The sequence below is a fragment of the Paracoccus onchidii genome, assembly GCF_028294535.1.
Taxonomy (GTDB): domain Bacteria; phylum Pseudomonadota; class Alphaproteobacteria; order Rhodobacterales; family Rhodobacteraceae; genus Paracoccus; species Paracoccus onchidii.
Genome location: NZ_JAQBIE010000029.1, coordinates 1 through 20,023, shown reverse-complemented (window position 1 = coordinate 20,023; position 20,023 = coordinate 1). Strand labels below are relative to the sequence as shown.

Genomic DNA, 20,023 nt, shown 5'->3' with positions numbered 1-20,023 from the left:
GGCAGGTTCAGGGGAGGAAACCGGATGGCCGATCTGAAACTGGAAGGCGTCGCCAAATCATATGGCGAGGTTCAGGTCCTCGGCGATATCGACCTGACTATCGCATCGGGCGAATTCATCGTTTTCGTCGGCCCTTCGGGCTGTGGGAAATCGACATTGCTGCGGATGATCGCGGGGCTGGAACGGATCAGCGGCGGCACGCTGCAGATCGACGGCCAGCGGATGAACGACATCCCGCCCAGCCAGCGCGGCATCGCGATGGTGTTTCAGTCCTATGCCCTTTATCCGCATATGACGGTGCGCGACAACATGGCCTTCGCGCTGAAGATCGCGGGGCAGTCCCGGGACCAGATCCGCGAGGCGACCGACCACGCGGGCAAGATGCTGCAACTGACGCCCTATCTGGATCGCCTGCCCAAGGCGCTGTCGGGTGGCCAGCGACAGCGCGTGGCCATCGGCCGGGCCATCGTCCGCGACCCCAAGGTCTATCTGTTCGACGAACCGCTTTCCAATCTGGACGCGGCGCTGCGCGTCGCCACCCGGATCGAGATCGCGCAGCTGAAGGCATCCATGCCCGACCGGACCATGATCTATGTCACCCATGATCAGACCGAGGCGATGACGCTGGCCGACCGGATCGTGGTTCTGGCCGGGGGCGGCATCGCGCAGGTCGGCGCGCCGCTGGAACTGTATGAACGGCCGGTGAATGAATTCGTCGCCCAGTTCATCGGCAGCCCGGCGATGAACCTGCTGCCCGGCAAGGTCACGGCGGTGGGCGACATGACGACCGTCGCGCTGGATGGCGGCGGCGTGGCGCAGGTCGCGATCCCGACCCGCGAGGGCGATCAGGGCATGGCCGTCAATCTGGGCGTCCGCCCCGAGGACATGCGCGAAACCGACGGCGATGCGATCTTTGAAGGGCAGGTAGATCTGACCGAAGCCCTGGGCGAGGTGACGCTTCTATATTTCGGCACCAATCAGGACAGCGTGCCGGTGATCGCCAAGCTGCCGGGCATCCATACCGGGCTGAATGGCAAGACGGTGCGCCTGACCGCCAATCCCCAGACGCTGCACCTGTTCCATGACGGGCAATCGCTGTTGTATCGTGATGGCGCGGACCTGCCGCCCTATCATCCGCGCAAGACAACGCCCTCTGAGTGGGTCGGATAGCGCGCGATTGCAATTCGGGCCATGGAGACGTCGGGCCGTTGGCCGAGGCGGGTCAAAGTTGTTCCCTATCCGCCCGAGACTCTGATACACTTGGCCCAGGGGGAGGACAGATATGACGAACCGCAGCCACGCCGATCTGGTGGCCGAACAGTCACGTTCGAAATCCGCAACATCGGCCTTGGCGGCGTCCTGGCGTCGCTCGATGGTCAAGCATGGGCTCGATCCTGCCGACCGGCATCAGCCCGAGCGCCTGTCATATGCCGAGTTGCAATACCGGCGCGACGCGCGCGATCGGTTTCTGAATGTTGCGGCGCCACAGCTTGACCAGCTTTACGGGTTGGTGGGCATGTCGGGATGCAATGTCATGCTGACCGATGCCGATGGGATCGTGCTGGATCAACGTGTCAGCGATGGCGATGCCGCGCAGTTCCGTGACTGGGGGCTGTGGCAGGGCGCTGACTGGTCCGAACGCAGCCAGGGTACCAATGGTATCGGCACCTGTCTGGCCGAAGGGCGGCAGGTGACCATTCATCGCGAACAGCATTTTCACACGCGCAATACCGGCATGTCCTGTATCGATGCGCCGATCTGGGGGCCGGATGGGCGATTGCTGGCCGCGCTGGATGTCAGCAGCGCGCGCGCCGACCAGACCGAAAGATATAACCGGTTGATCGCGGCGCAGGTGGCACAGGCCGCCCGCAGCATCGAGGCCACCTTTTTTCGGGCCAGCTTCCCCGGGGCGCGGATCGTGCTGGCCTCGGACGATCCCAGCGATGCGGCCATGCTTCTGGCGGTGGACAAGGATGATCTGGCCGTCGGCGCGACCCGTGCCGCGCGCCGCGCATTGGGCCTGGAGCGAGAGGGCGACCTGCGCCCGCGACCGGCAGCTGATCTGCTGGGCCGTCAAGATGATCTGCACGGATTCGACCGCGCCGAACACGCTGCGGTCGCACGCGCCCTGGCGCGTGCCGGCGGCAATGTTTCCGCCGCTGCGCGGGCTTTGGGAATTGGCCGGGCGACCATGTATCGGCGCATGGCGCGACTGGGCCTGAACGAAAAATAGCCTCGACTGTCTCACCTGTGAGACAGCCGGAGGCCCGGCGTTGCGCGGGTCCATTGAATTGCCGCAACGCAGACGCAACCTGTTTGTCAGCACCCGAAAGCGGGAGATTTCGGGCGACTTCAGAGGAGGACGACAACAATGCCCAACGACCAGACACATGAATTCAAGGGTGTGGGCGTGATGCCCTTTGCCAAGCGTTACGATAATTTTATCGGCGGGCAATGGATGCCCCCGAAATCAGGCAAGTATTTCATCAACACAACCCCGATCACCGGCGGTGAAATCGGCGAAATCGCCCGATCCAACGCGGATGATGTCGAAGCCGCGCTGGACGCGGCCCATGCCGTCAAGGACAAATGGGGGCAGACATCGGTGGCCGAGCGGTCCAACATCCTGATGCGGATCGCCGACCGGATCGAAACCAACCTGGAACTGCTGGCCACCGCCGAGACCTGGGACAATGGCAAGCCGATCCGGGAAACCATGGCCGCCGACCTGCCGCTGGCGGTCGATCACTTCCGCTATTTCGCCGGGGTCCTGCGCGCGCAGGAAGGCGGAATTTCCGAGATCGACCACGACACCATCGCCTATCACTTCCACGAACCGCTTGGCGTGGTGGGGCAGATCATTCCGTGGAACTTCCCGATCCTGATGGCGACCTGGAAGCTGGCCCCGGCACTGGCCGCCGGCAACTGCGTGGTGCTGAAACCCGCCGAACAGACCCCGGCCGGGATCATGGTGCTGATCGACCTGATCGGGGATCTGTTGCCGCCGGGCGTTCTGAACATCGTGAACGGCTTCGGCCTGGAGGCCGGCAAGCCGCTGGCCAGCAATCCGCGCATCGCCAAGATCGCCTTTACTGGGGAAACCACCACCGGTCGTCTGATCATGCAATACGCGTCGGAGAACCTGATCCCGGTGACGCTGGAACTGGGGGGCAAATCGCCCAACATCTTCTTCCAGGATGTCGCCCGCGAGGATGACGATTATTTCGACAAGGCGATCGAGGGCTTCGTGATGTTCGCGCTGAACCAGGGCGAGGTCTGCACCTGCCCGTCGCGCGCGCTGATCCACGAATCGATCTATGACAGGTTCATGGACCGTGCCCTGCAACGGGTGAAGGACATCGTGCAGGGCGACCCGCGCGACAGCGCCACGATGATCGGCGCGCAGGCCAGCAGCGAGCAGAAGGAAAAGATCCTGTCCTATTTCGACATCGGTCGCAAAGAGGGTGCCGAGGTTCTGACCGGCGGCGAGGCGGCCGATCTGGGCGGCGAATTGTCCAGCGGCTATTATATCAAGCCGACCGTCCTGAAGGGCCACAACAAGATGCGGGTCTTCCAGGAGGAAATCTTTGGCCCCGTGGTGTCGGTGACCACCTTCAAGGACAATGACGAAGCCCTGTCGATCGCCAATGACACGTTGTACGGGCTTGGCGCGGGCGTCTGGTCGCGCGATGCGAATACCTGCTATCGCTTTGGCCGTGCGATCAAGTCGGGCCGAGTCTGGACCAACTGCTATCACGCCTATCCGGCCCATGCGGCCTTCGGCGGCTACAAGCAGTCGGGCATCGGGCGCGAAAACCACCGCATGATGCTGGACCACTATCAGCAGACCAAGAACATGCTGGTCAGCTATAGCCCCAAGAAACTGGGCTTCTTCTGATCCACAACAGTTTGGCACGGCCCGCGCGGGCCGTGCCTTCGCACAAGTCAGGGAGATCGACGCCATGAGCACTGTTACCGCCACGGATGGGGCGATTAAGCTGATCGAGGAAATCGTTGCCGATCATGGCCCGGTGCTGTTTCACCAATCGGGCGGGTGCTGTGACGGGTCAAGTCCGATGTGTTACCCCCAAGATGACTTCAAGGTCAGCGACCGCGATGTCAGGATCGGCGAGATCGGGGGCATGCCTTTCTATATATCGGCCAGCCAATACGAGACATGGAAACATACCGATCTGATCATAGATGTGGTCGACGGTCGCGGCGGCATGTTCAGTTTGGACAATGGGCGTGAAAAGCGCTTTCTGACGCGCTCGGAGATCTGTTCGATCTGATCGCGCTCTGCGCATTGTTATGATGCACTGATTGACCTATAAGCGGCGCGTTCCACGAGAGGTCCGATCATGGCATTTAATATCTTTATCGACGGCGAAGTTGGCACCACGGGTCTTCAGATCCGCGAGCGACTGGCGACGCGCGAAGATATCAACCTGATTCAGATCGCTGCGGAACGCCGAAAAGATGCCGATGCCCGGCGCGAGGCATTTTCCCAGGCCGATATCGCGATCCTCTGCCTGCCTGATGCCGCCGCGCGTGAAGCGGTCGAGCTGACGCAGGATCTGGATGTCCGGCTGATCGATGCGTCCTCGGCTCATCGGGTGCATGGCGACTGGGTTTACGGATTCCCAGAGCTGTCATCGGAAATGAGAGACCAGATCGCCGATGCGCAACTGGTCAGCAACCCCGGCTGTTATGCAACCGGCGCCATCGCCTTGATTGCGCCGCTGATCGAAGCGGGGTTGATTGACGAAGAAGAACTGGTCGCGATCAACGCCGTCAGCGGATATACGGGCGGCGGCAAGGCATTGATCGCGGAATACGAAGATGGGTCGGCGCCAGCACATTTTTTCTATGGCTTGACCCAGGCGCATAAGCATATTCCCGAAATCATGGCCCATACGGGGCTGGCCACGCAGCCGGTGTTTTCGCCTTCTGTCGGCAGCTTTGCACAGGGTATGGTGGTTCAGCTGCCGTTGCATCTGGACGAGGAACGCAATCTTCGCAGCTTGTTCGAGGCTTTGGCCGATCATTACGACGGGCAGAAATTCGTTCAGATGATCGCGCCCGATCAGGTCGGGTCGCGTATTGTTCCGACCGCATTGAACGGAACCAACATGTTGCAGATTGGCGTGTGTGGAAGCGAAGAAAACGGCTGTGCGACGGCATTCGCGGTTCTGGACAACCTTGGCAAAGGCGCTTCGGGTGCAGCGGTCCAGAACATGAATATCATGCTGGACGCGGACGAGGCCGAAGGGCTTTGATCGACTGAACGACCGGTGCTGCGGGCGCCGGTCTCAGGCCGGGATGCGTCCTGACGGGGCGGTATCTTCGACGATCACGGGATGAAAATACCGTTTGCTGCGCTGTCCGGTGGTGATTGGTGTGATCAGTTCGATGCAGCGGCGGTAATGTTCGGTCTGCCCATGCTGGCGCAAGGCATCGCGGCTGCTGAAGACCTCGTAGACGGTGAAGCTGTTTTCGTCATCTGGATCTGCCAGCAGGTCAAAGCGCAGGTTGCCCGGTTCCTGCGCGGTTCCCTCGCAATTGATGCGAAAGGCTTCGATGAACGCATCGCGGTGACCGGGGATGACCTGAATACTGACGATCTGAACGAACATGGGAACCTCGGCTGTTCTCGTTGCTTGGTTGCGAGTTTCCCGACCTGACCCGTTCTTGCAACCGGAAACATGACATTTAAAGGAAATTTCAATTGCCAATTGTGGGCAAAGCCTGGACAATTGTCTGATGTAAATCGTCATGGGTGCACCGGATCAGATGCTTGATTTGTTCAGACCGTTCAACGCGCGGTTTCGCAAGATTGCCAGATTGCAGCATCGCGATTTCTTTGATGGTGCCGTGGAAACATGGGAACTGGCCCCTGCAGAGACGCTGCAATATCAATCGTCATTTCATTTGCCGGGGCAGGTCGAACGAATACGTGCATCCGTTTTCGCGCCCCTGCCAGATACGATCGAGGCTCTGACCCGCGCCGGTCTGACCCATGAGGGGCCGACACGTGCATGGCGTCTTGAGAATGTCGACCTGATCGACGGCGTTCTCTATCACAATGGCGGCGAGTATCATCTGCACAAGCGCAAGCACCCCTTGTCATTGGGACGTCGCCCGCAAAGCCGGGCAAGCGGGGTCCTGTATGAAACCTGGGCAACGAATCGTTGGTTCGGCAGTTGGCTTATGGATGCCTGCGTTGCCTATGATCTGGCGGCCGGGATCGGCCAGCCCGTCACGACGATGCCGCGTTCGATGCCGGGGGCGCATCAGGCCGAATACGAGACGCTGATCGGGATGGCGCCGATTCATCTGGATGGCGACATTCATTTCGATGAGTTGGTGATGCTGGACGATCTTGCCAATAACAGCCACAAGGGTGGCCGTGCTCGTGCCCTGCGGAACACCCTTGTCAGGGGGCGCGAACCAGAACCTGTTCCGGGGGTTTTCCTGTTGCGCGGTCAGGCCGGCGATCAGCGCCTGTTGACCAATGAACAGGAACTCGCAGCTTTGCTAGAGCGAGAACGAGGTTTCAAGGTTATTGATCCGCTTTCGGTCAGTGTGGATGAACTGATCGACGCCTGCGCCGCCGCCAAGGCAATTGTTGGCGTCGAGGGCAGCCATCTGGTTCATGGCCTGACTGTTGCGCCGGAAGGTGCCGCGATTGTTCCCATCCAACCGCCAGAGCGTGTGGCAGCCACCCTGAAACAGCAAAGCGACCGTCTGGGCCAGCGTTTTGGTTTGCTGGTGGCCGAAGGCAGCCATGACATCTTTCATCTGCGCAGCGATGAGCTGTTGGCGACGCTGGATCTGTTCGACTAGTTCTTGCCGCGCCGTTCGACAAAGCTGACCAGGCTGGCTGCGTTGCGCGTTCCGGCAAGCCTTGCAACTTCGCGCCCCCCAAGAAACAGCACAAGCGTCGGAATGCCACGAATTTTCCAGCGCGTCGCCGCAGAACTATGCGCCTGTGTATCCAGCTTGACCAGGCGCGCCCGCCCCCTCAGCACCTTGGCGGCCTTTTCGAAATCCGGTGCCATTGCGCGACAGGGGCGACACCATGGTGCCCAGAAATCCACCAAAAGGGGAATCTGGTCAAGTTTGGCGGCCTTGGCAAGAATCGCAACATCAATGGATAGCGGTTTGGCAGGCAGCAGCCCGGCACCGCATATGTCGCATCGGGGATCAGAATTTACCTGATCCCCGGCAATGCGGCCCGGTTGCCCACAGGCAAGGCAGAGTAATTTGCCAGACAGCATCCTGTCCGGGCCTAGTCCGCCGCCTCGGCATAGCTGTCCAGCGGCGGGCAGGTGCAGATCAGGTTGCGGTCGCCATAGGCGTTGTCCACGCGCCCGACGGGCGGCCAGTACTTGTCCACGCGGAACGACCCCGCCGGAAAGCAGCCCTGTTCGCGCGAATAGGGGCGGTCCCAATCCTTGACCAGATCCTCGACCGTGTGGGGGGCATGGCGCAGGGGGCTTTGCTCCACCGCGATGCGTTCCTCGGCCACGTCGGTGATCTCGTCCCGGATCGACAGCATGGCTGCGACAAAGCGGTCGATCTCGGCCTTGGTTTCCGATTCCGTGGGTTCGACCATCAGCGTTCCGGCCACCGGCCAGCTCATCGTCGGCGCGTGGAAGCCGTTGTCGATCAGGCGCTTGGCGATGTCGTCCACGGTCACGCCATGATCCGCGAAGGGGCGGGTGTCGATGATGCATTCATGCGCCACGCGGCCGCGATTGCCCATGAACAGGATCGGATAGGCTCCGGCCAGCCGCGACGCGATATAGTTCGCGTTCAGGATCGCCACGCGGGTCGCCTGCGTCAGCCCCTCGCCGCCCATCATCAGGCAATAGGCCCAGCTGATCAGCAGGATCGAGGCGCTGCCATAGGGGGCCGCGCTGACCGCGCCGTCGCCCGTGCGCGGATCGCCGGGCAGGAAGGGCGCCAGGTGCGATTTCACGCCGATAGGGCCCATGCCCGGACCGCCGCCGCCATGCGGGATCGCAAAGGTCTTGTGCAGGTTCAGGTGGCTGACATCGCCGCCGATCTCGCCGGGTTTCACCAGCCCGACCAGCGCGTTCATGTTGGCCCCGTCGATATAGACCTGCCCGCCATGGCCATGCGTGATGTCGCAGACCTCGCGCACCGTATCCTCGAAAACGCCATGCGTGCTCGGATAGGTAATCATGACGGCGGCCAGCTTGTCGCCCGCCTTCGCCGCCTTGTCCGCGAAATCCTCAAGGTCGATATCGCCGTTCGGGGCCGATTTCACCACCACGACCTTCATCCCGCACATCTGGGCCGATGCGGGGTTTGTGCCATGCGCCGACATCGGGATCAGGCAGATGTCGCGCTGATCGTCGCCATTGGCGCGGTGATAGGCCTGGATCGTCAGCAGCCCCGCATATTCGCCCTGCGCACCGCTGTTGGGCTGCATGGAAAACGCGTCATAGCCGGTGATGCGGCACAGCTTCTGGGTCAGGTCGGTGATCGCCTCGTGGTAACCGGCGGCCTGATCCGTGGGGGCAAAGGGATGCAGCGCGCCGAATTCGGGCCAGGTGATGGGCATCATCTCGGCCGCGGCGTTCAGCTTCATGGTGCAGCTGCCAAGCGGGATCATCGCGCGGTCCAGCGCCAGGTCGCGATCCGACAGGCGGCGCATATAGCGCATCATCTCGGATTCGGCGCGGTTCATGTGAAAGACCGGATGGGTCAGGTAGTCGCTGTCGCGCAGCAGCGCCTCGGGGATGGCGGGGCTGTCGGCGCGGGCGGCCTGATCCTCGATCCCGAAGGCGTCCAGCAGGCGGGCGATGACGCCGGCATCGGTGGTCTCGTCGACGCTGATGCCCACGCGGTCGCGGCCCACGCGGCGCAGGTTGATGCCGCGATGGCGGGCGGCCGCCATGATGCCCTGCTGGCCGACGCCGACCTTGACGGTCACGGTGTCGAAGAAGGCATCGGGCGCAACCTCGGCCCCGGCGGCGCGCAGCGCGTCGGCGATGGCGACCGCGTTCAGATGCACGCGCTGTGCGATGGCGCGCAGGCCCACGGGGCCGTGGAACACCGCGTAAAAGCTGGCCATGACCGCCAGCAGCGCCTGCGCCGTGCAGACATTCGACGTGGCCTTTTCACGGCGGATATGCTGTTCGCGGGTCTGCAGCGACAGGCGATAGGCCTGGTTCCCCGCCGCGTCGACGCTGACGCCCACGATGCGGCCGGGCATGGCGCGCTTCAGCTCGTCCCGGCAGGACATGAAGGCGGCGTGCGGGCCGCCATAGCCCATCGGCACGCCAAACCGCTGCGCGCTGCCCACGGCGATATCGGCGCCCATCGCGCCCGGTTCCTTCAGCAGGCACAGCGCCAGCAGGTCGGTCGCCACGATGGCCAGCGCCTTGGCGGCGTGCAGCGCCTCGATTTCGGGGGTCAGGTCGCGGACATGGCCATAGGTGCCCGGATACTGGAAGATCGCGCCGAATACCTGATCGGCCTGCAGATCGTCGATCGACCCCGTGACGATGCGGATGCCCAGGGGGGCCGCGCGCGTCTCGATCACGGAAATGGTCTGGGGATGCAGGTCATGGGCCACGAAGAAGGCATCGGCCTTGGATTTCGACTGACGCCGCGCCATGGCCATCGCCTCGGCCGCCGCCGTCGCCTCGTCCAGCAGGGACGCGTTGGCGACGGGCAGGCCGGTCAGATCCGCCACCATCGTCTGGAAGTTCAGCAGCGCCTCAAGCCGGCCCTGCGCGATTTCGGGCTGATAGGGGGTATAGGCTGTGTACCAGGCCGGGTTTTCCAGGATGTTGCGCTGGATCGCGGGCGGCGTGACGGTGCCGTAATATCCCTGCCCGATCAGGCTGGTCATGACGCGGTTCTTCTTCGCCACCTGCTCCATCCGGGCCAGCAGCGCGGCTTCGGACAGCGCGGGCCAGTCAAGGCTGTCGGCCTGCCGGATCGCCTTCGGAACGGTCTGCTCGATCAGCGCGTCAAGGCTGTCGGCCCCAACCGCGGCCAGCATCTGCTCCATCTCGGCGGGCGAGGGGCCGATATGGCGGCGATTGGCGAAATCGTCGGGGTTGTAGTCGGTCGGAGTCCACAAAGTCATGCCGCTATCCATAAGGGGGCAAGCCGCCCCTTCTTCTTTGTCCAAATACCCGGACCGGGGCCGGGCCGGCCCCGGAAACCGCCTCAGCCGATCAGCTCGCCATAGGCGGCTTCGTCCATGAAGCTGTCCAGCACATCCAGCGACGCCGGTTTGATCCGAAAGAACCAGGCCGTCATCGGGTCGTCATTCACATTGCCCGGGTTGTCGGCCAGATCGCTGTTCACGGCGGTGATGACGCCGGCCACGGGGGCGGTGATGTCGGAGGCGGCCTTGACCGACTCGATCACGACAACCTCTTCCTCGGCCTCGACCTCGCGGCCCTCTTCGGGCAGTTCGATGAAAACGACATCGCCCAGCTGTTCGCTGGCATGTTTGGTGATGCCCACGACGATCTCATCGCCCTCGGCGCGCAGCCATTCGTGATCGACGGTATATTTCAGCATGGGGAAGCTCCTCAGCGTTTGTAGCTTGGGGTGATGAAGGGCAGGGCGGTGACGGTGACGGGCATCCGCTTGCCGCGCAGTTCGGCAAAGACCGTGGCGCCATCGGCCAAGTCGACCGGAATGCGGGCCATGGCGATCGGACCGCCGACCGAAGGACCGAAGCTGCCGGAACTGACGTCGCCGATCGGCACACCACCTTCGGCTTCGGCAAAGATCTGCACGCCCTCGCGGATCGGGGCGCGGCCCTCGGGGCGCAGCCCGCGACGGGTGTGGCTGACGCCATCTGCCAGCTCGGCCAGCACGGTCGCGGCACCGGGAAAGCCGCCCTTGCGTGCGCCATCGGCGCGGCGGGCCTTTGAAATCGCCCAGCCAAGCCCGGCGGCGGACGGCGTCACATCACCGGTCATGTCATGGCCATAAAGCGGCATTCCTGCTTCCAGCCGCAGGCTGTCGCGGGCGCCCAGGCCGATCGGGGCGACCTCATCATGATCCAGCAATGCCTGCGCGAATGTGGCCAGACAATCATTCGGAACGGAAATCTCGAAACCATCCTCGCCGGTATAACCCGACCGCGACAGCCACAGATCGACACCGTTCCAGTCGAGGCTGCGACTGTCCATGAATCGCATCTCGGCGGCGGCGGGCAGCAGGCGGGCCAGCACCTCGGCGGCCTTGGGGCCTTGCAGCGCGATCAGCCCGCGATCGGTCACCGGCGTGACCTCGACCCCCGACAGGCCTTGCAGAAAGGCGATGTCCTGTTCGGCACAGGCGGCGTTGACGACCAGCAGATAGTGATCGCCGCGATTGGCAAACATCAGATCGTCCAGAATGCCGCCACGGTCATTGGTGAACAGGCCGTAGCGTTGGCGCCCCTCGGGCAGGCCCAGCACGGCGGCCGCGATCACGGTCTCCAGCGCGGCACCCGCGCTGTCCAGATCGCCGTCCAGCGGATGGACCAGCACCTGCCCCATATGGCTGACATCGAACAGGCCGGCCTTGTCGCGGGTATGCAGATGTTCGGCCATGACGCCCATCGGATATTGGACGGGCATTTCCCAACCCGCAAACGGGACCATGCGCGCCCCTTGGGCGACATGCAGGTCATACAGACCGGTCCGGCGCAGTTCCTCGGCCATGTGGCCTCCTCTGTGTGTCGCCGGACAGACCGGCACCGTGATTGCGGATAGCTCCGCGCTCCGATGCCCCCTCTGTCCCTGTCCTTGCGGACGCCTGAGATCGTTATCCCTTCGGCGGGCCTTTCGGCCTCTCTCCAGAGTCTTGATGGAAGACGGTCCTTTTGCCTGAGAGTTCGCCGGGGCGGCTGCTCCTTCGGCACCGGCGTTTCACCAGCTTCTCCCGAATTCCTTGCTCACAGCTATCTGCGTGGCGACGATGGCGCAAGCCTTTTGTCGTAGATGTCGGCCAGAAGGTCGCAATCGGGAGGTGTGCGCGCCACCGGTCTCAGGTTCTGGGAAAGACAAAGACCCGATCGCGGCGCAGCATCAGCCACATCGGTGTGCCTGCGGGGGGTAGAAACACACCCGGCACCGTCGCATTCAGAGCGATGCCGCCCTGATCGGTCGAAAACTCGACAAGTGATTCGCGACCCAGGTAGCGGGCGCGGGTCACACGCGCCAAGGCTGCGGTGCCGTTTTCAGCCGTGGGCGCGGGCCCTTGTCCGGCACGGTCAAAATCGATCTTGAGATGCTGTGGCCGGATGACGATCTCGACCTCGCTTCCGTCTTCCATGCCCGGTGTCAGGAACTGACCGAAAGGTGTCTGGGTCAAGGCGCCGTGAACGCGGCCCGTCAAGACATTGATGTCACTGAAGAATGCGGCAGCCATCCGATCGGCCGGTGCGTTGTAAAGATTGTAGGGCGCACCCTGTTGGACAATTGATCCATTGCGCATCAGCAAGATCTGGTCGGCCATCCGCATGGCCTCGTGGGGTTCGTGCGTGACCAGAAGAACCGCGGTTCCTTCGTCTTTCAACAGGGCCAGCGTATCATCGCGGATACCGTCGCGCAGCCGTTCGTCAAGGCCGCTGAACGGTTCATCCATCAACAACACGCGCGGCCGTGGCGCCAAGGCCCGGGCCAGTGCGATCCGCTGTTGTTCACCGCCCGAAAGCTCGTGGGGGTAGCTGTCGATGTGACGTGACATCTGCACCCGCTCAAGCAGTGCGGCGACACGTGCGCGATTGGCGACAAAGCCACCTTTCAGCCCGAAGGCGACATTTTCTGATACCGGCAAATGCGGAAAAAGCGCGAAGTCCTGAAACATCAGGCCGATCGCGCGCCGCTCGGGCGGGATGCGAAAATGCGTGTCGCAGATCAGATTACCATCAACATGAATGCTGCCGCTATCTTGCATGTCGACCCCGGCCACAATGCGCAGCGTCGTCGACTTGCCGCAACCGGACGGCCCCAACAGGCAGGCCACTTCGCCAGCTGACACGGCGAAGGACACATCATTGACGACCCGTTGCCCGTCGAAAGCACGGATCAGATTCCGAACCTGCAATCGCGGCGATTCAGTCACGAGTTGGCCGTTCCTGTTCCAAGATCTGGCCCGCCCTAGCAGGGGCGGGCGCGGGTCGCAAGCAAGTGTCAGATGGTTACATTCAACGCGCCGCCATCCAGCAGGATGTTTTGGCCGATGATGAAACGCGCGTGCTGGCTGCACAGGAATGCACAGGTCGCGCCAAAATCCTCGGGCTGGCCATAGGCATTGGCGGGAACCCCGCTTTTGCGATTTCGGCGAACATCCTCGATATCGAGCCCGCTTTTCTGTGCAATTGCATTGTCGAGGTTGTCGGCGCGGTCTGTCGCGTGAATGCCGGGCAGGATATTGTTGACGCAGACGCCGTGACCCGCAACCTGTCGCGCCATGCCGGCGACAAAGCCGGTCAGACCTGCCCGCGCCGTATTGGAAAGCCCCAGTTCGGGAATGGGAGAGCGAACGGATTGCGACGTGATGTTCACCACGCGCCCCCAGCCCCGATCGATCATTCCGGGCACAAGCGCCTGCATCAGGGCGACGGCAGACAGCATGTTTGCATCGATCGCCTTGATGAAATCTTCGCGATTCCAATCGGTCCAGATTCCCGGCGGTGGTCCGCCGGCATTCGTGACAAGGATGTCGATCTTACCAGCCGCGGACAAGACCTTGGCGCGTCCTTCGTCACTGGTGATATCGGCGGCGACGGGCGTTACGGATACACCGTATTTCTGCGAAATCTCTTGCGCAGTCCGGGTGATGTCCGCTTCAGTGCGGCTGTTTATCACAAGGTCGACACCAGCTTCGGCCAGTGCCTCGGCACAGCCGCGGCCCAGCCCTTTTGATGCCGCGCAGACAAGCCCTCGTTTTCCCGCGATCCCCAGATCCATGTCGTTCTGCTCCTGTTGGTTCGAATGTCTTGCGATATTGCTTGCCGCGACAAGCCGGTCTTTGTCGAATCAGCTTTGTGCCAGGATCGCCTCGCGCAACGCGGACATGTTTTCGCCATAGACCTGCGGGGCATCGACTGAACCGCCCTTGAATACTGCCGAACCCGCAACCAGCACGTCGGCCCCTGCCTTCGCCACCAGGGGGGCGGTGCGCGGGTCCACGCCGCCATCGACCTGGATATGAATCGGACGATCGCCGATCATGCCGCGCAAGCGTGCGATCTTGTCTACCTGACTGTGAATGAATTTCTGGCCGCCGAAACCGGGATTCACGGTCATGACAAGAACCATGTCGCATAGGTCCAGCAGATATTCGACCGCCTCCAGAGGGGTGCCGGGGTTCAGCGCGATTCCGGCCTTCTTGCCGGTCGCGCGAATGGCCTGCAGCGTGCGGTGAGGGTGTGGGCCTGCCTCGACATGGGCGGTAATCATGTCTGCGCCCGCCTCGGCATAGGCTTCGATATAGGGGTCCACGGGGGCGATCATCAGATGCACGTCCATGAAGGTTTTGACATGGGGGCGAAACGCTTTGACGGCCGGGGGGCCGAAGGTCAGGTTCGGTACAAAATGTCCATCCATCACATCAATATGCACCCAATCCGCCCCCTGGGCCTCGATAGCCTGAATTTCGCGGCCGAAATCGGCGAAATCGGCGGAAAGGATCGAAGGCGCGATCTTGGTTTCTCGGTCGAATGTCATGGCGGTTTCCCCTGTGGTCACGTAGCGGCCTAGCCTGCAATGGCCTGCCCCGTTGCACGGGCTGCGTCAAGACCGCACGCGCCCGGGTGCATCAACCGCCGTCACGCAAAGCGGTAATATCGTCGGGCCGGGCGGTTGATCCGCCTTCGAAAATCACCTCGGTTCCAGAATTGCCAAGCTGTGCTTCGACGATCCGGCCATATGCGCCGACCTGATCGTGACGAAGGGTTTGGCCATTTCGAATGCTGAGAATTTCAAAGCTGTATTGCCCTTCGGGCAGTCGTTCGCCAGTGCCGTCCTTGCCATACCATTCGATTTGCCCGGCCCCCGGTCCGATTTCCTCGCGTGTCAATTCGCGTCCGGTTCGGTCCCGGGCAATCAGTTGAACGCTGTCTGCTGCGGGATCCGGCGCGATATCCAATGTCAGCGGCGTATCTCCGAACCAGATCGGTTGTGTGGTGCGGGCTTCTTTGCCGATCCACTCTGCCAACTGGCCAAGCCCGGCCCCTGATTGAGAAACCATTTGTTCGAGCAACTGGTTGGTTCTGGTTTGCTGTTCGACCCCGGAGAACGTGGCAAGCTGAACGGCGAATTCGGTGCCCTCCATCGGGTTCAGGGGATCCTGATTCTTCAACTGTGCCGTCAGCATATGCAGGAATGTGTCAAAATCCGCCGCACCGGCCGCAGAGGTCGCGGTGCCGGTGGATGTCACGGCGGCCGAGGATGATGTGCCAATTGCCTGGATCATGTGATTTACCCCTTTTACAATCGAATATCGATGCGACCATCGATAAATACGCGTCCTGTCGCCGTTGGATTCGCCTGTGATGAAGGCGGGGCGACGGAAACGACGGAATCCCTGCTGCCTCGGTGCTTTTGGCTGTCCGGATGCGAAGGTGGCTCATCGTGGAATTCGAATGTCGCACCGTCAAAGCCTGCCTCAGCGAATTGTTCCTGCAGGGTGGCCGCGTTGCGTCGAATCAAGTTCATGACTTCCGGGCGTTCAACCCAGATGGCGATGTTGGGCGTACGATCATTGCCCATGACAGTCATGCGGATGCGACCCAGTTCTTCGGGAGAAAGCGTGATTTCGACCTGATCTTCAAAGGTCGTGACGATGGCATCCGTGATTTGACGCATTACGGGCCTGGTCTGATGAACCGAGGTTACTTGTGGCAGTGTCGGCAACGCGTGTGTTTGTTCCTTCATGGCAAGGGTTTGAAGATGTTCCGACGGTTGCGGGGATGCACCCGGATCGTGGTCTGATGCAAGCTCGGCGGGCGCCGTAGCTGCCTTTGCAGGATGGGTTTCTGGGGGCAGGGATCTGGTGGCCGGCATCTCGGAATTTGCCGTCTTGCCGGTCAACCGTTTCGCGTCACCCTCAGGCAGCTCGACACCGTCGGAGCCTTCGGAGACATCCGGATCTATACTCGGCAATCGCGAATCGGCGCTCTTGTTTGCGGTCGGTGTCGCTTCGACAGGCAGAGACCGCTTCATTTCAGGAACCGAAGCGGTCACGCCGGTCATGCGCTCGAGAATGAGAATCAAGGGTTCAGGATGAGTATCGGCCTGGTCGAGATCCAAGACGTCCTCATCTGCCAAATGGTCGGCGGTATCGTTCGCCCGATGAGGCGCGAGCTTCGGGTCGGATTTCGCAGGCTCGTGCTGAACGACGTCAGAGGCCCACAGCCGCTCAAACCCGGTATCAACCGGCGCAGTATCTGCGGGCGCAGTATCAGTCGGGTCCACCGGCAGGACGATTGCCGGTGTCCTGTCGCCCCCCTTTGGTGACGCCGAGAGAATATTTACAAGCTGTTCACCATTCATCAGATCGGCCCACTGTTTTTCATGCTTATGGACCAAACTGATTACCAATTATTTACCCGAATGACTTAAATTCGACCAAGTATTGATTTCGTGGAGGGAATGAGATGGATGTCGTTCAGGTTTTTCCTGTTGTTTCAAGTCATGCGCGCTCCTCGGTAGGGAACCGTTTGGAGGAAGCTTTTCTTGAAGAAATGCTGAAGTACTGTGGGCCCGGTCCGTCGGAAGGTGCCTTCTCGGGCGGTGCCGGAGAGGGGCAGTTCTCAAGTTTTCTGAATAGGGAGTATGCGTCGATGATGGCCGAAAAGTTGGATCTTGGTTTGGGCTTGACCCCAGGGGGGCACCATGAGTGATCTATCTCGTGATCTTGCGAAATCGAAGGCTGCAATTTTGTCGGCGGATCATGATGTCGCATTGAAGACAATAGAGAAAATTTCAGCACGGTTGGCTGATGCGACGCCCGATGCTTGCGACCGCGAACAGACGCGCCGCCAGATTTCAGAGTTGCTGGATCTGGCGGAGGCATCATTGCGAGGGGCCAAGAAGGGCGTCGAGGATGTAAGGGTTGCTGTGCAATCCGTGCGAATTTTGCAGACCTATGACGGGTTGGGGAAACGACGGGTATCAACGAACACGCTCGATGCAGCCAAGAGATATTGAATAAAATTTGCATTGAAGCGCGTTTGAGAAGAAAGGGCGAATTCACTATTTGTAAATGGACCACCGGTAAAAAGGTGGGGCGCATCAGAATAAATGCGTTGCGGGTTAGCCGCTGAAAAAGGTCAGAAGGCCCATTGTCTCAATCGCAGGTGCAAAGCACCCCATCCTAGGAGGACAACATGTCCAGCATTCTGACCAACAATGGCGCAATGGTCGCGCTGCAGACGCTCAAGTCGATCAACACCGATCTTAACAAGGCCCAGTCGGAAATCTCGACTGGTAAGTCGATCTCCAATGCCAAAGACAATGCCGCAATCTGGGCGATTTCGAAGGTGATGGAAACCGATCAGGCTGCGTTCAAGACGATGCAAAGCGGGTTGAACGTGGCAGAGGCGACCGTGGCAACTGCGCGTACGGGCGCTGAACAAGTCACTGATCTGCTGAAAGAGATGAAGAATCTCGCTCTGAATGCAGGAACGGACGGCTTTGACTATGACAAGGTTCAGACCGATATCACTGCGAAGATGGCTCAGATCACGTCGATCGTGTCGGGCACGCAGATGAATGGGGTCAACTTGCTCAGCACCAACGGCGTTGACGGTGGTGCGACCTTTACGGTTCTGGCTTCGCTGGATCGCCAGGTTGGCGCGGCAGCAACGACCCCGGGAACCATTGCGGTCGCTTCGGTCGACTTTGAAGCCAATATCGTCGGTGGTACGCTGACGGCGATCACTGACCGTGCATCTGCCCAGACTGCCGTTGGCGACCTCGAGGCGTTGATCGAGGTTGCTGTGAATGGTGCGGCGGCGCTCGGTTCGTCGGGCAAACGTATTGCGGATCAGGCAAATTTTGTCGGGAAACTGGCAGACTCGCTCGATTCAGGCATTGGTTCGCTTGTCGATGCCGATATGGAAGAGGCTTCGGCACGCCTGCAGGCGTTGCAGACGCAGCAACAGCTTGGCATCCAGGCGCTGTCCATTGCCAATCAGGCACCTTCTTCGATCATGGCTCTGTTCCGCTAACGATCCATGGGGGCGCCTGACGGCGCCCCGATTTTCTCTTCACGGATAATCGAGGTCATAAGCAGTGAACGCGGTAACTCCTTTGTCAACAACCGGATATGGCGAAGCTATTATCCGTACCGAGCGTAGCGCAGAATATGATGTGATTTCTCGTGTCACGCGACTGTTGCGCCAGGCCGATCGCGAGGGTCGATCTGCAGAGGCGATTATGGCCGTTCACAAGAATAATGAGCTATGGACGTTGTTCGCGACCGACCTCGCAGATCCTGGGAATCGACTGCCAGATGATGTCAAGTCGGGTTTGTTGTCATTGGCGGCGTTTTCGATCCGCCACGGCCACAAGGTTCTTTCCGGTGAAGCTGGCTCGGACATCCTGATCGATATTAACATGTCCGTTCTGAAAGGGTTGAGAGGAGAGCAAAACGCATGAGTGGTTTGGTTTTAAAACTCGCCCCCCATGAACGAGTTTTGATCAATGGCGCCGTCATAGAAAATGGTGAGCGTCGGTCAAAAATCGCGATTGTCACACCGGATGTGAATGTATTGCGACTGCGCGATGCAATTCACCCAGATATGGCAAATACCCCGGTTGCCCGCGCGTGTTACATCGCGCAACTTATTCTATCTGGTGATGCAGGCCGAAATGAAGGAGGCAGGCAGCTTTCCTTGGCGATAGAGAATTTAAGTCAGGTGTTCTTTGATCAGGACAGCCGCAGAATTCTGAATGAAGCCACCGAGCATGTTTTTCGCGCCGAGTTCTATCAGTCACTGCGACAGTTGCGCGGATTGTTGCCACGTGAAGCCCGATTGCTCACCATCGCCCAACAGGAGAGAGCATGAGTGCGATTTCTGTCGGAGCCTCTGGCATTCAGGGCTGGCGAATTTTGCAAAATCAGGCATCACGCCACATTGAAATGGTTTCTCAGGATCCAGTTGTTCAGCGATCGACGAACACGTTTCGGGAGCGGATCGGGGATATTGAAACCGCAGCTGAGCTGGTCAAAGATTATAAGACATTGCATGTTGCATTGCGCGCATTCGGGCTTGATGATGATATCGGCAGCAAGGCGTTCATACAAAAGGTTCTAGAATCGGATCTCGATGATGATGATTCATTTGTAAACCGACTGAGCGACGCGCGGTACCTTCGACTGGCGAGCGCATTTGACTTTGAAGGCGGAAGCGTCGATGTTTCAAACATTCAAGATAGCGTATCAAAAGAATATATCCAACGCGAGTATGAGTACCGGGTAGGCGAAGGTGACGAAAACTTGCGCTTGGCACTGAATGCGATGCGTGAGTTGCAGGCGATGGTCGGGCGAGAATCTAGCGATCGAACCTTATGGTACGAGGTTCTCGGGAATCCACCGCTGAAAGAGGTTTTCTCTGGTGCATTTGGTTTCGGAAAACACTATGGAAATCTGCCGATAGACAGGCAGCTCGACGAGTTTGTCGATGCATCCGAAAGATTTTTGGGATCCTCCTCCTTCCTGGAGCTAACCTCAGCTGAGGGCATTGATGGTTTGATGAAGAGCTTTCTCGCTCGATCCGAGTTACAGGCTTCAAAGGGGCAAGATAGCTATTCAATAGCATTGGAGCTGCTGCAATAAGATCTGCATCAGACTGAGGTTCCCCTGGATTTGTAGACGCTTTGCGCTCTTGCTTTGAGCCAAGGAGGCGGAGAACCGGCGCCTGAAGCGCGAACTCGCTCGGGTCACCGAGGAGCGCGATATCCTAAAAAGCAACGGCGTACTTCGCGCGAGGGTCCCAATGAAGCACGCCTTCATCCGGGCGCAC

General features: G+C 60.5%; 22 protein-coding genes, 1 pseudogene and 2 riboswitches. Of the genes and pseudogenes, 13 read left to right on the top strand and 10 right to left on the bottom strand.

The window, feature by feature from the left end:
• Nucleotides 1-24: 24 nt before the first annotated feature.
• The 5 genes from PAF17_RS17250 (at nucleotide 25) to argC (ending at nucleotide 5,279) form a co-directional block, all read left to right on the top strand.
• Nucleotides 25-1,170: an ABC transporter ATP-binding protein gene (locus tag PAF17_RS17250; RefSeq protein WP_271890343.1), complete on the top strand. Its 1,146-nt coding sequence runs from the start codon at nucleotides 25-27 to the stop codon at nucleotides 1,168-1,170.
• A 112-nt stretch (nucleotides 1,171-1,282) separates the two neighbouring features.
• Nucleotides 1,283-2,233, top strand: coding sequence for a GAF domain-containing protein (locus PAF17_RS17245; protein WP_271890342.1), 951 nt, complete (start codon nucleotides 1,283-1,285; stop codon nucleotides 2,231-2,233).
• Nucleotides 2,234-2,371: 138 nt separating this feature from the next.
• Nucleotides 2,372-3,898, top strand: a complete 1,527-nt coding sequence (gene adh / locus PAF17_RS17240) for an aldehyde dehydrogenase (protein WP_271890341.1) — start codon at nucleotides 2,372-2,374, stop codon at nucleotides 3,896-3,898.
• Nucleotides 3,899-3,962: 64 nt separating this feature from the next.
• Nucleotides 3,963-4,292, top strand: coding sequence for a DUF779 domain-containing protein (locus tag PAF17_RS17235; protein WP_271890340.1), 330 nt, complete (start codon nucleotides 3,963-3,965; stop codon nucleotides 4,290-4,292).
• Between the two features lie 69 nt (nucleotides 4,293-4,361).
• Nucleotides 4,362-5,279, top strand: coding sequence for an N-acetyl-gamma-glutamyl-phosphate reductase (argC, locus tag PAF17_RS17230; protein WP_271890339.1), 918 nt, complete (start codon nucleotides 4,362-4,364; stop codon nucleotides 5,277-5,279).
• A gap of 33 nt (nucleotides 5,280-5,312) precedes the next feature.
• Here argC and PAF17_RS17225 read toward each other — a convergent pair whose 3' ends face one another.
• Nucleotides 5,313-5,636, bottom strand: a complete 324-nt coding sequence (locus tag PAF17_RS17225; protein ID WP_271890338.1) for an antibiotic biosynthesis monooxygenase — start codon at nucleotides 5,634-5,636, stop codon at nucleotides 5,313-5,315.
• Between the two features lie 157 nt (nucleotides 5,637-5,793).
• On the opposite strand from PAF17_RS17225, the gene PAF17_RS17220 reads away from it, so the two are divergent.
• The gene (locus tag PAF17_RS17220; protein ID WP_271890337.1) at nucleotides 5,794-6,846 is read left to right on the top strand and encodes a glycosyltransferase family 61 protein; all 1,053 of its coding nucleotides are present in this window, start codon (nucleotides 5,794-5,796) and stop codon (nucleotides 6,844-6,846) included.
• On the opposite strand, the gene PAF17_RS17215 is transcribed toward PAF17_RS17220, so the two are convergent.
• From PAF17_RS17215 to PAF17_RS17175, 9 genes are all read right to left on the bottom strand, one after another.
• Nucleotides 6,843-7,280 carry a thioredoxin family protein gene (locus tag PAF17_RS17215; RefSeq protein WP_271890336.1) on the bottom strand — a complete coding sequence of 146 codons (438 nt, stop codon included), beginning with the start codon at nucleotides 7,278-7,280 and terminating at the stop codon, nucleotides 6,843-6,845. The genes PAF17_RS17220 and PAF17_RS17215 overlap by 4 nt on opposite strands.
• Before the next feature lie 11 nt (nucleotides 7,281-7,291).
• Nucleotides 7,292-10,129 (bottom strand): aminomethyl-transferring glycine dehydrogenase, encoded by a 2,838-nt coding sequence (gene gcvP, locus PAF17_RS17210; RefSeq protein ID WP_271890335.1) that lies wholly within the window; start codon nucleotides 10,127-10,129, stop codon nucleotides 7,292-7,294.
• 83 nt (nucleotides 10,130-10,212) lie between these two features.
• Entirely contained in the window at nucleotides 10,213-10,569 is a 357-nt protein-coding gene (gcvH, locus tag PAF17_RS17205; protein WP_271890367.1) for a glycine cleavage system protein GcvH, read from the bottom strand.
• 14 nt (nucleotides 10,570-10,583) lie between these two features.
• Nucleotides 10,584-11,708, bottom strand: coding sequence for a glycine cleavage system aminomethyltransferase GcvT (gcvT, locus tag PAF17_RS17200; protein ID WP_271890334.1), 1,125 nt, complete (start codon nucleotides 11,706-11,708; stop codon nucleotides 10,584-10,586).
• Nucleotides 11,709-11,784: 76 nt separating this feature from the next.
• A riboswitch (glycine riboswitch) is annotated at nucleotides 11,785-11,848 on the bottom strand.
• A 3-nt stretch (nucleotides 11,849-11,851) separates the two neighbouring features.
• A riboswitch (glycine riboswitch) is annotated at nucleotides 11,852-11,941 on the bottom strand.
• 92 nt (nucleotides 11,942-12,033) lie between these two features.
• A complete protein-coding gene (locus tag PAF17_RS17195) occupies nucleotides 12,034-13,113 on the bottom strand; it encodes an ABC transporter ATP-binding protein (protein WP_271890333.1) in 1,080 nt (359 codons plus the stop codon).
• Nucleotides 13,114-13,181: 68 nt separating this feature from the next.
• Nucleotides 13,182-13,961 (bottom strand): SDR family oxidoreductase, encoded by a 780-nt coding sequence (locus PAF17_RS17190; RefSeq protein WP_271890332.1) that lies wholly within the window; start codon nucleotides 13,959-13,961, stop codon nucleotides 13,182-13,184.
• A 69-nt stretch (nucleotides 13,962-14,030) separates the two neighbouring features.
• Complete coding sequence (rpe, locus tag PAF17_RS17185; RefSeq protein WP_271890331.1) at nucleotides 14,031-14,720, bottom strand: ribulose-phosphate 3-epimerase; 690 nt, start codon at nucleotides 14,718-14,720, stop codon at nucleotides 14,031-14,033.
• Between the two features lie 91 nt (nucleotides 14,721-14,811).
• Entirely contained in the window at nucleotides 14,812-15,468 is a 657-nt protein-coding gene (locus PAF17_RS17180; RefSeq protein WP_271890330.1) for a flagellar hook capping FlgD N-terminal domain-containing protein, read from the bottom strand.
• Nucleotides 15,469-15,482: 14 nt separating this feature from the next.
• Entirely contained in the window at nucleotides 15,483-16,547 is a 1,065-nt protein-coding gene (locus PAF17_RS17175; RefSeq protein WP_271890329.1) for a flagellar hook-length control protein FliK, read from the bottom strand.
• A gap of 104 nt (nucleotides 16,548-16,651) precedes the next feature.
• On the opposite strand from PAF17_RS17175, the gene PAF17_RS17170 reads away from it, so the two are divergent.
• From PAF17_RS17170 to PAF17_RS17140, 7 genes and pseudogenes are all read left to right on the top strand, one after another.
• The gene (locus PAF17_RS17170; protein WP_271890328.1) at nucleotides 16,652-16,897 is read left to right on the top strand and encodes a rod-binding protein; all 246 of its coding nucleotides are present in this window, start codon (nucleotides 16,652-16,654) and stop codon (nucleotides 16,895-16,897) included.
• A complete protein-coding gene (locus tag PAF17_RS17165; protein ID WP_271890327.1) occupies nucleotides 16,890-17,204 on the top strand; it encodes a hypothetical protein in 315 nt (104 codons plus the stop codon). Before PAF17_RS17170 ends, PAF17_RS17165 begins: the two co-directional genes overlap by 8 nt.
• Before the next feature lie 179 nt (nucleotides 17,205-17,383).
• Nucleotides 17,384-18,226 (top strand): flagellin N-terminal helical domain-containing protein, encoded by an 843-nt coding sequence (locus tag PAF17_RS17160; RefSeq protein ID WP_271890326.1) that lies wholly within the window; start codon nucleotides 17,384-17,386, stop codon nucleotides 18,224-18,226.
• 64 nt (nucleotides 18,227-18,290) lie between these two features.
• Nucleotides 18,291-18,656, top strand: coding sequence for a flagellar biosynthesis regulator FlaF (gene flaF / locus PAF17_RS17155; protein WP_271890325.1), 366 nt, complete (start codon nucleotides 18,291-18,293; stop codon nucleotides 18,654-18,656).
• Entirely contained in the window at nucleotides 18,653-19,066 is a 414-nt protein-coding gene (flbT, locus tag PAF17_RS17150; RefSeq protein ID WP_271890324.1) for a flagellar biosynthesis repressor FlbT, read from the top strand. Before flaF ends, flbT begins: the two co-directional genes overlap by 4 nt.
• A complete protein-coding gene (locus PAF17_RS17145) occupies nucleotides 19,063-19,836 on the top strand; it encodes a DUF1217 domain-containing protein (RefSeq protein WP_271890323.1) in 774 nt (257 codons plus the stop codon). The genes flbT and PAF17_RS17145 overlap by 4 nt, the downstream gene beginning before the upstream one ends.
• 64 nt (nucleotides 19,837-19,900) lie before the next feature.
• Nucleotides 19,901-20,023 (top strand): annotated as a pseudogene (locus PAF17_RS17140) (IS3 family transposase); the annotation flags it as partial.

Coding starts and splice junctions, on each gene's coding strand:
- PAF17_RS17250 (WP_271890343.1), top strand. CDS start 25: ATGGCCGATCTGAAACTGGAAGGCGTCGCCAAATCATATGGCGAGGTT.
- PAF17_RS17245 (WP_271890342.1), top strand. CDS start 1,283: ATGACGAACCGCAGCCACGCCGATCTGGTGGCCGAACAGTCACGTTCG.
- adh (WP_271890341.1), top strand. CDS start 2,372: ATGCCCAACGACCAGACACATGAATTCAAGGGTGTGGGCGTGATGCCC.
- PAF17_RS17235 (WP_271890340.1), top strand. CDS start 3,963: ATGAGCACTGTTACCGCCACGGATGGGGCGATTAAGCTGATCGAGGAA.
- argC (WP_271890339.1), top strand. CDS start 4,362: ATGGCATTTAATATCTTTATCGACGGCGAAGTTGGCACCACGGGTCTT.
- PAF17_RS17225 (WP_271890338.1), bottom strand. CDS start 5,636: ATGTTCGTTCAGATCGTCAGTATTCAGGTCATCCCCGGTCACCGCGAT.
- PAF17_RS17220 (WP_271890337.1), top strand. CDS start 5,794: ATGCTTGATTTGTTCAGACCGTTCAACGCGCGGTTTCGCAAGATTGCC.
- PAF17_RS17215 (WP_271890336.1), bottom strand. CDS start 7,280: ATGCTGTCTGGCAAATTACTCTGCCTTGCCTGTGGGCAACCGGGCCGC.
- gcvP (WP_271890335.1), bottom strand. CDS start 10,129: ATGACTTTGTGGACTCCGACCGACTACAACCCCGACGATTTCGCCAAT.
- gcvT (WP_271890334.1), bottom strand. CDS start 11,708: ATGGCCGAGGAACTGCGCCGGACCGGTCTGTATGACCTGCATGTCGCC.
- PAF17_RS17190 (WP_271890332.1), bottom strand. CDS start 13,961: ATGGATCTGGGGATCGCGGGAAAACGAGGGCTTGTCTGCGCGGCATCA.
- rpe (WP_271890331.1), bottom strand. CDS start 14,720: ATGACATTCGACCGAGAAACCAAGATCGCGCCTTCGATCCTTTCCGCC.
- PAF17_RS17180 (WP_271890330.1), bottom strand. CDS start 15,468: ATGATCCAGGCAATTGGCACATCATCCTCGGCCGCCGTGACATCCACC.
- PAF17_RS17175 (WP_271890329.1), bottom strand. CDS start 16,547: ATGAATGGTGAACAGCTTGTAAATATTCTCTCGGCGTCACCAAAGGGG.
- PAF17_RS17170 (WP_271890328.1), top strand. CDS start 16,652: ATGGATGTCGTTCAGGTTTTTCCTGTTGTTTCAAGTCATGCGCGCTCC.
- PAF17_RS17165 (WP_271890327.1), top strand. CDS start 16,890: ATGAGTGATCTATCTCGTGATCTTGCGAAATCGAAGGCTGCAATTTTG.
- PAF17_RS17160 (WP_271890326.1), top strand. CDS start 17,384: ATGTCCAGCATTCTGACCAACAATGGCGCAATGGTCGCGCTGCAGACG.
- flbT (WP_271890324.1), top strand. CDS start 18,653: ATGAGTGGTTTGGTTTTAAAACTCGCCCCCCATGAACGAGTTTTGATC.
- PAF17_RS17145 (WP_271890323.1), top strand. CDS start 19,063: ATGAGTGCGATTTCTGTCGGAGCCTCTGGCATTCAGGGCTGGCGAATT.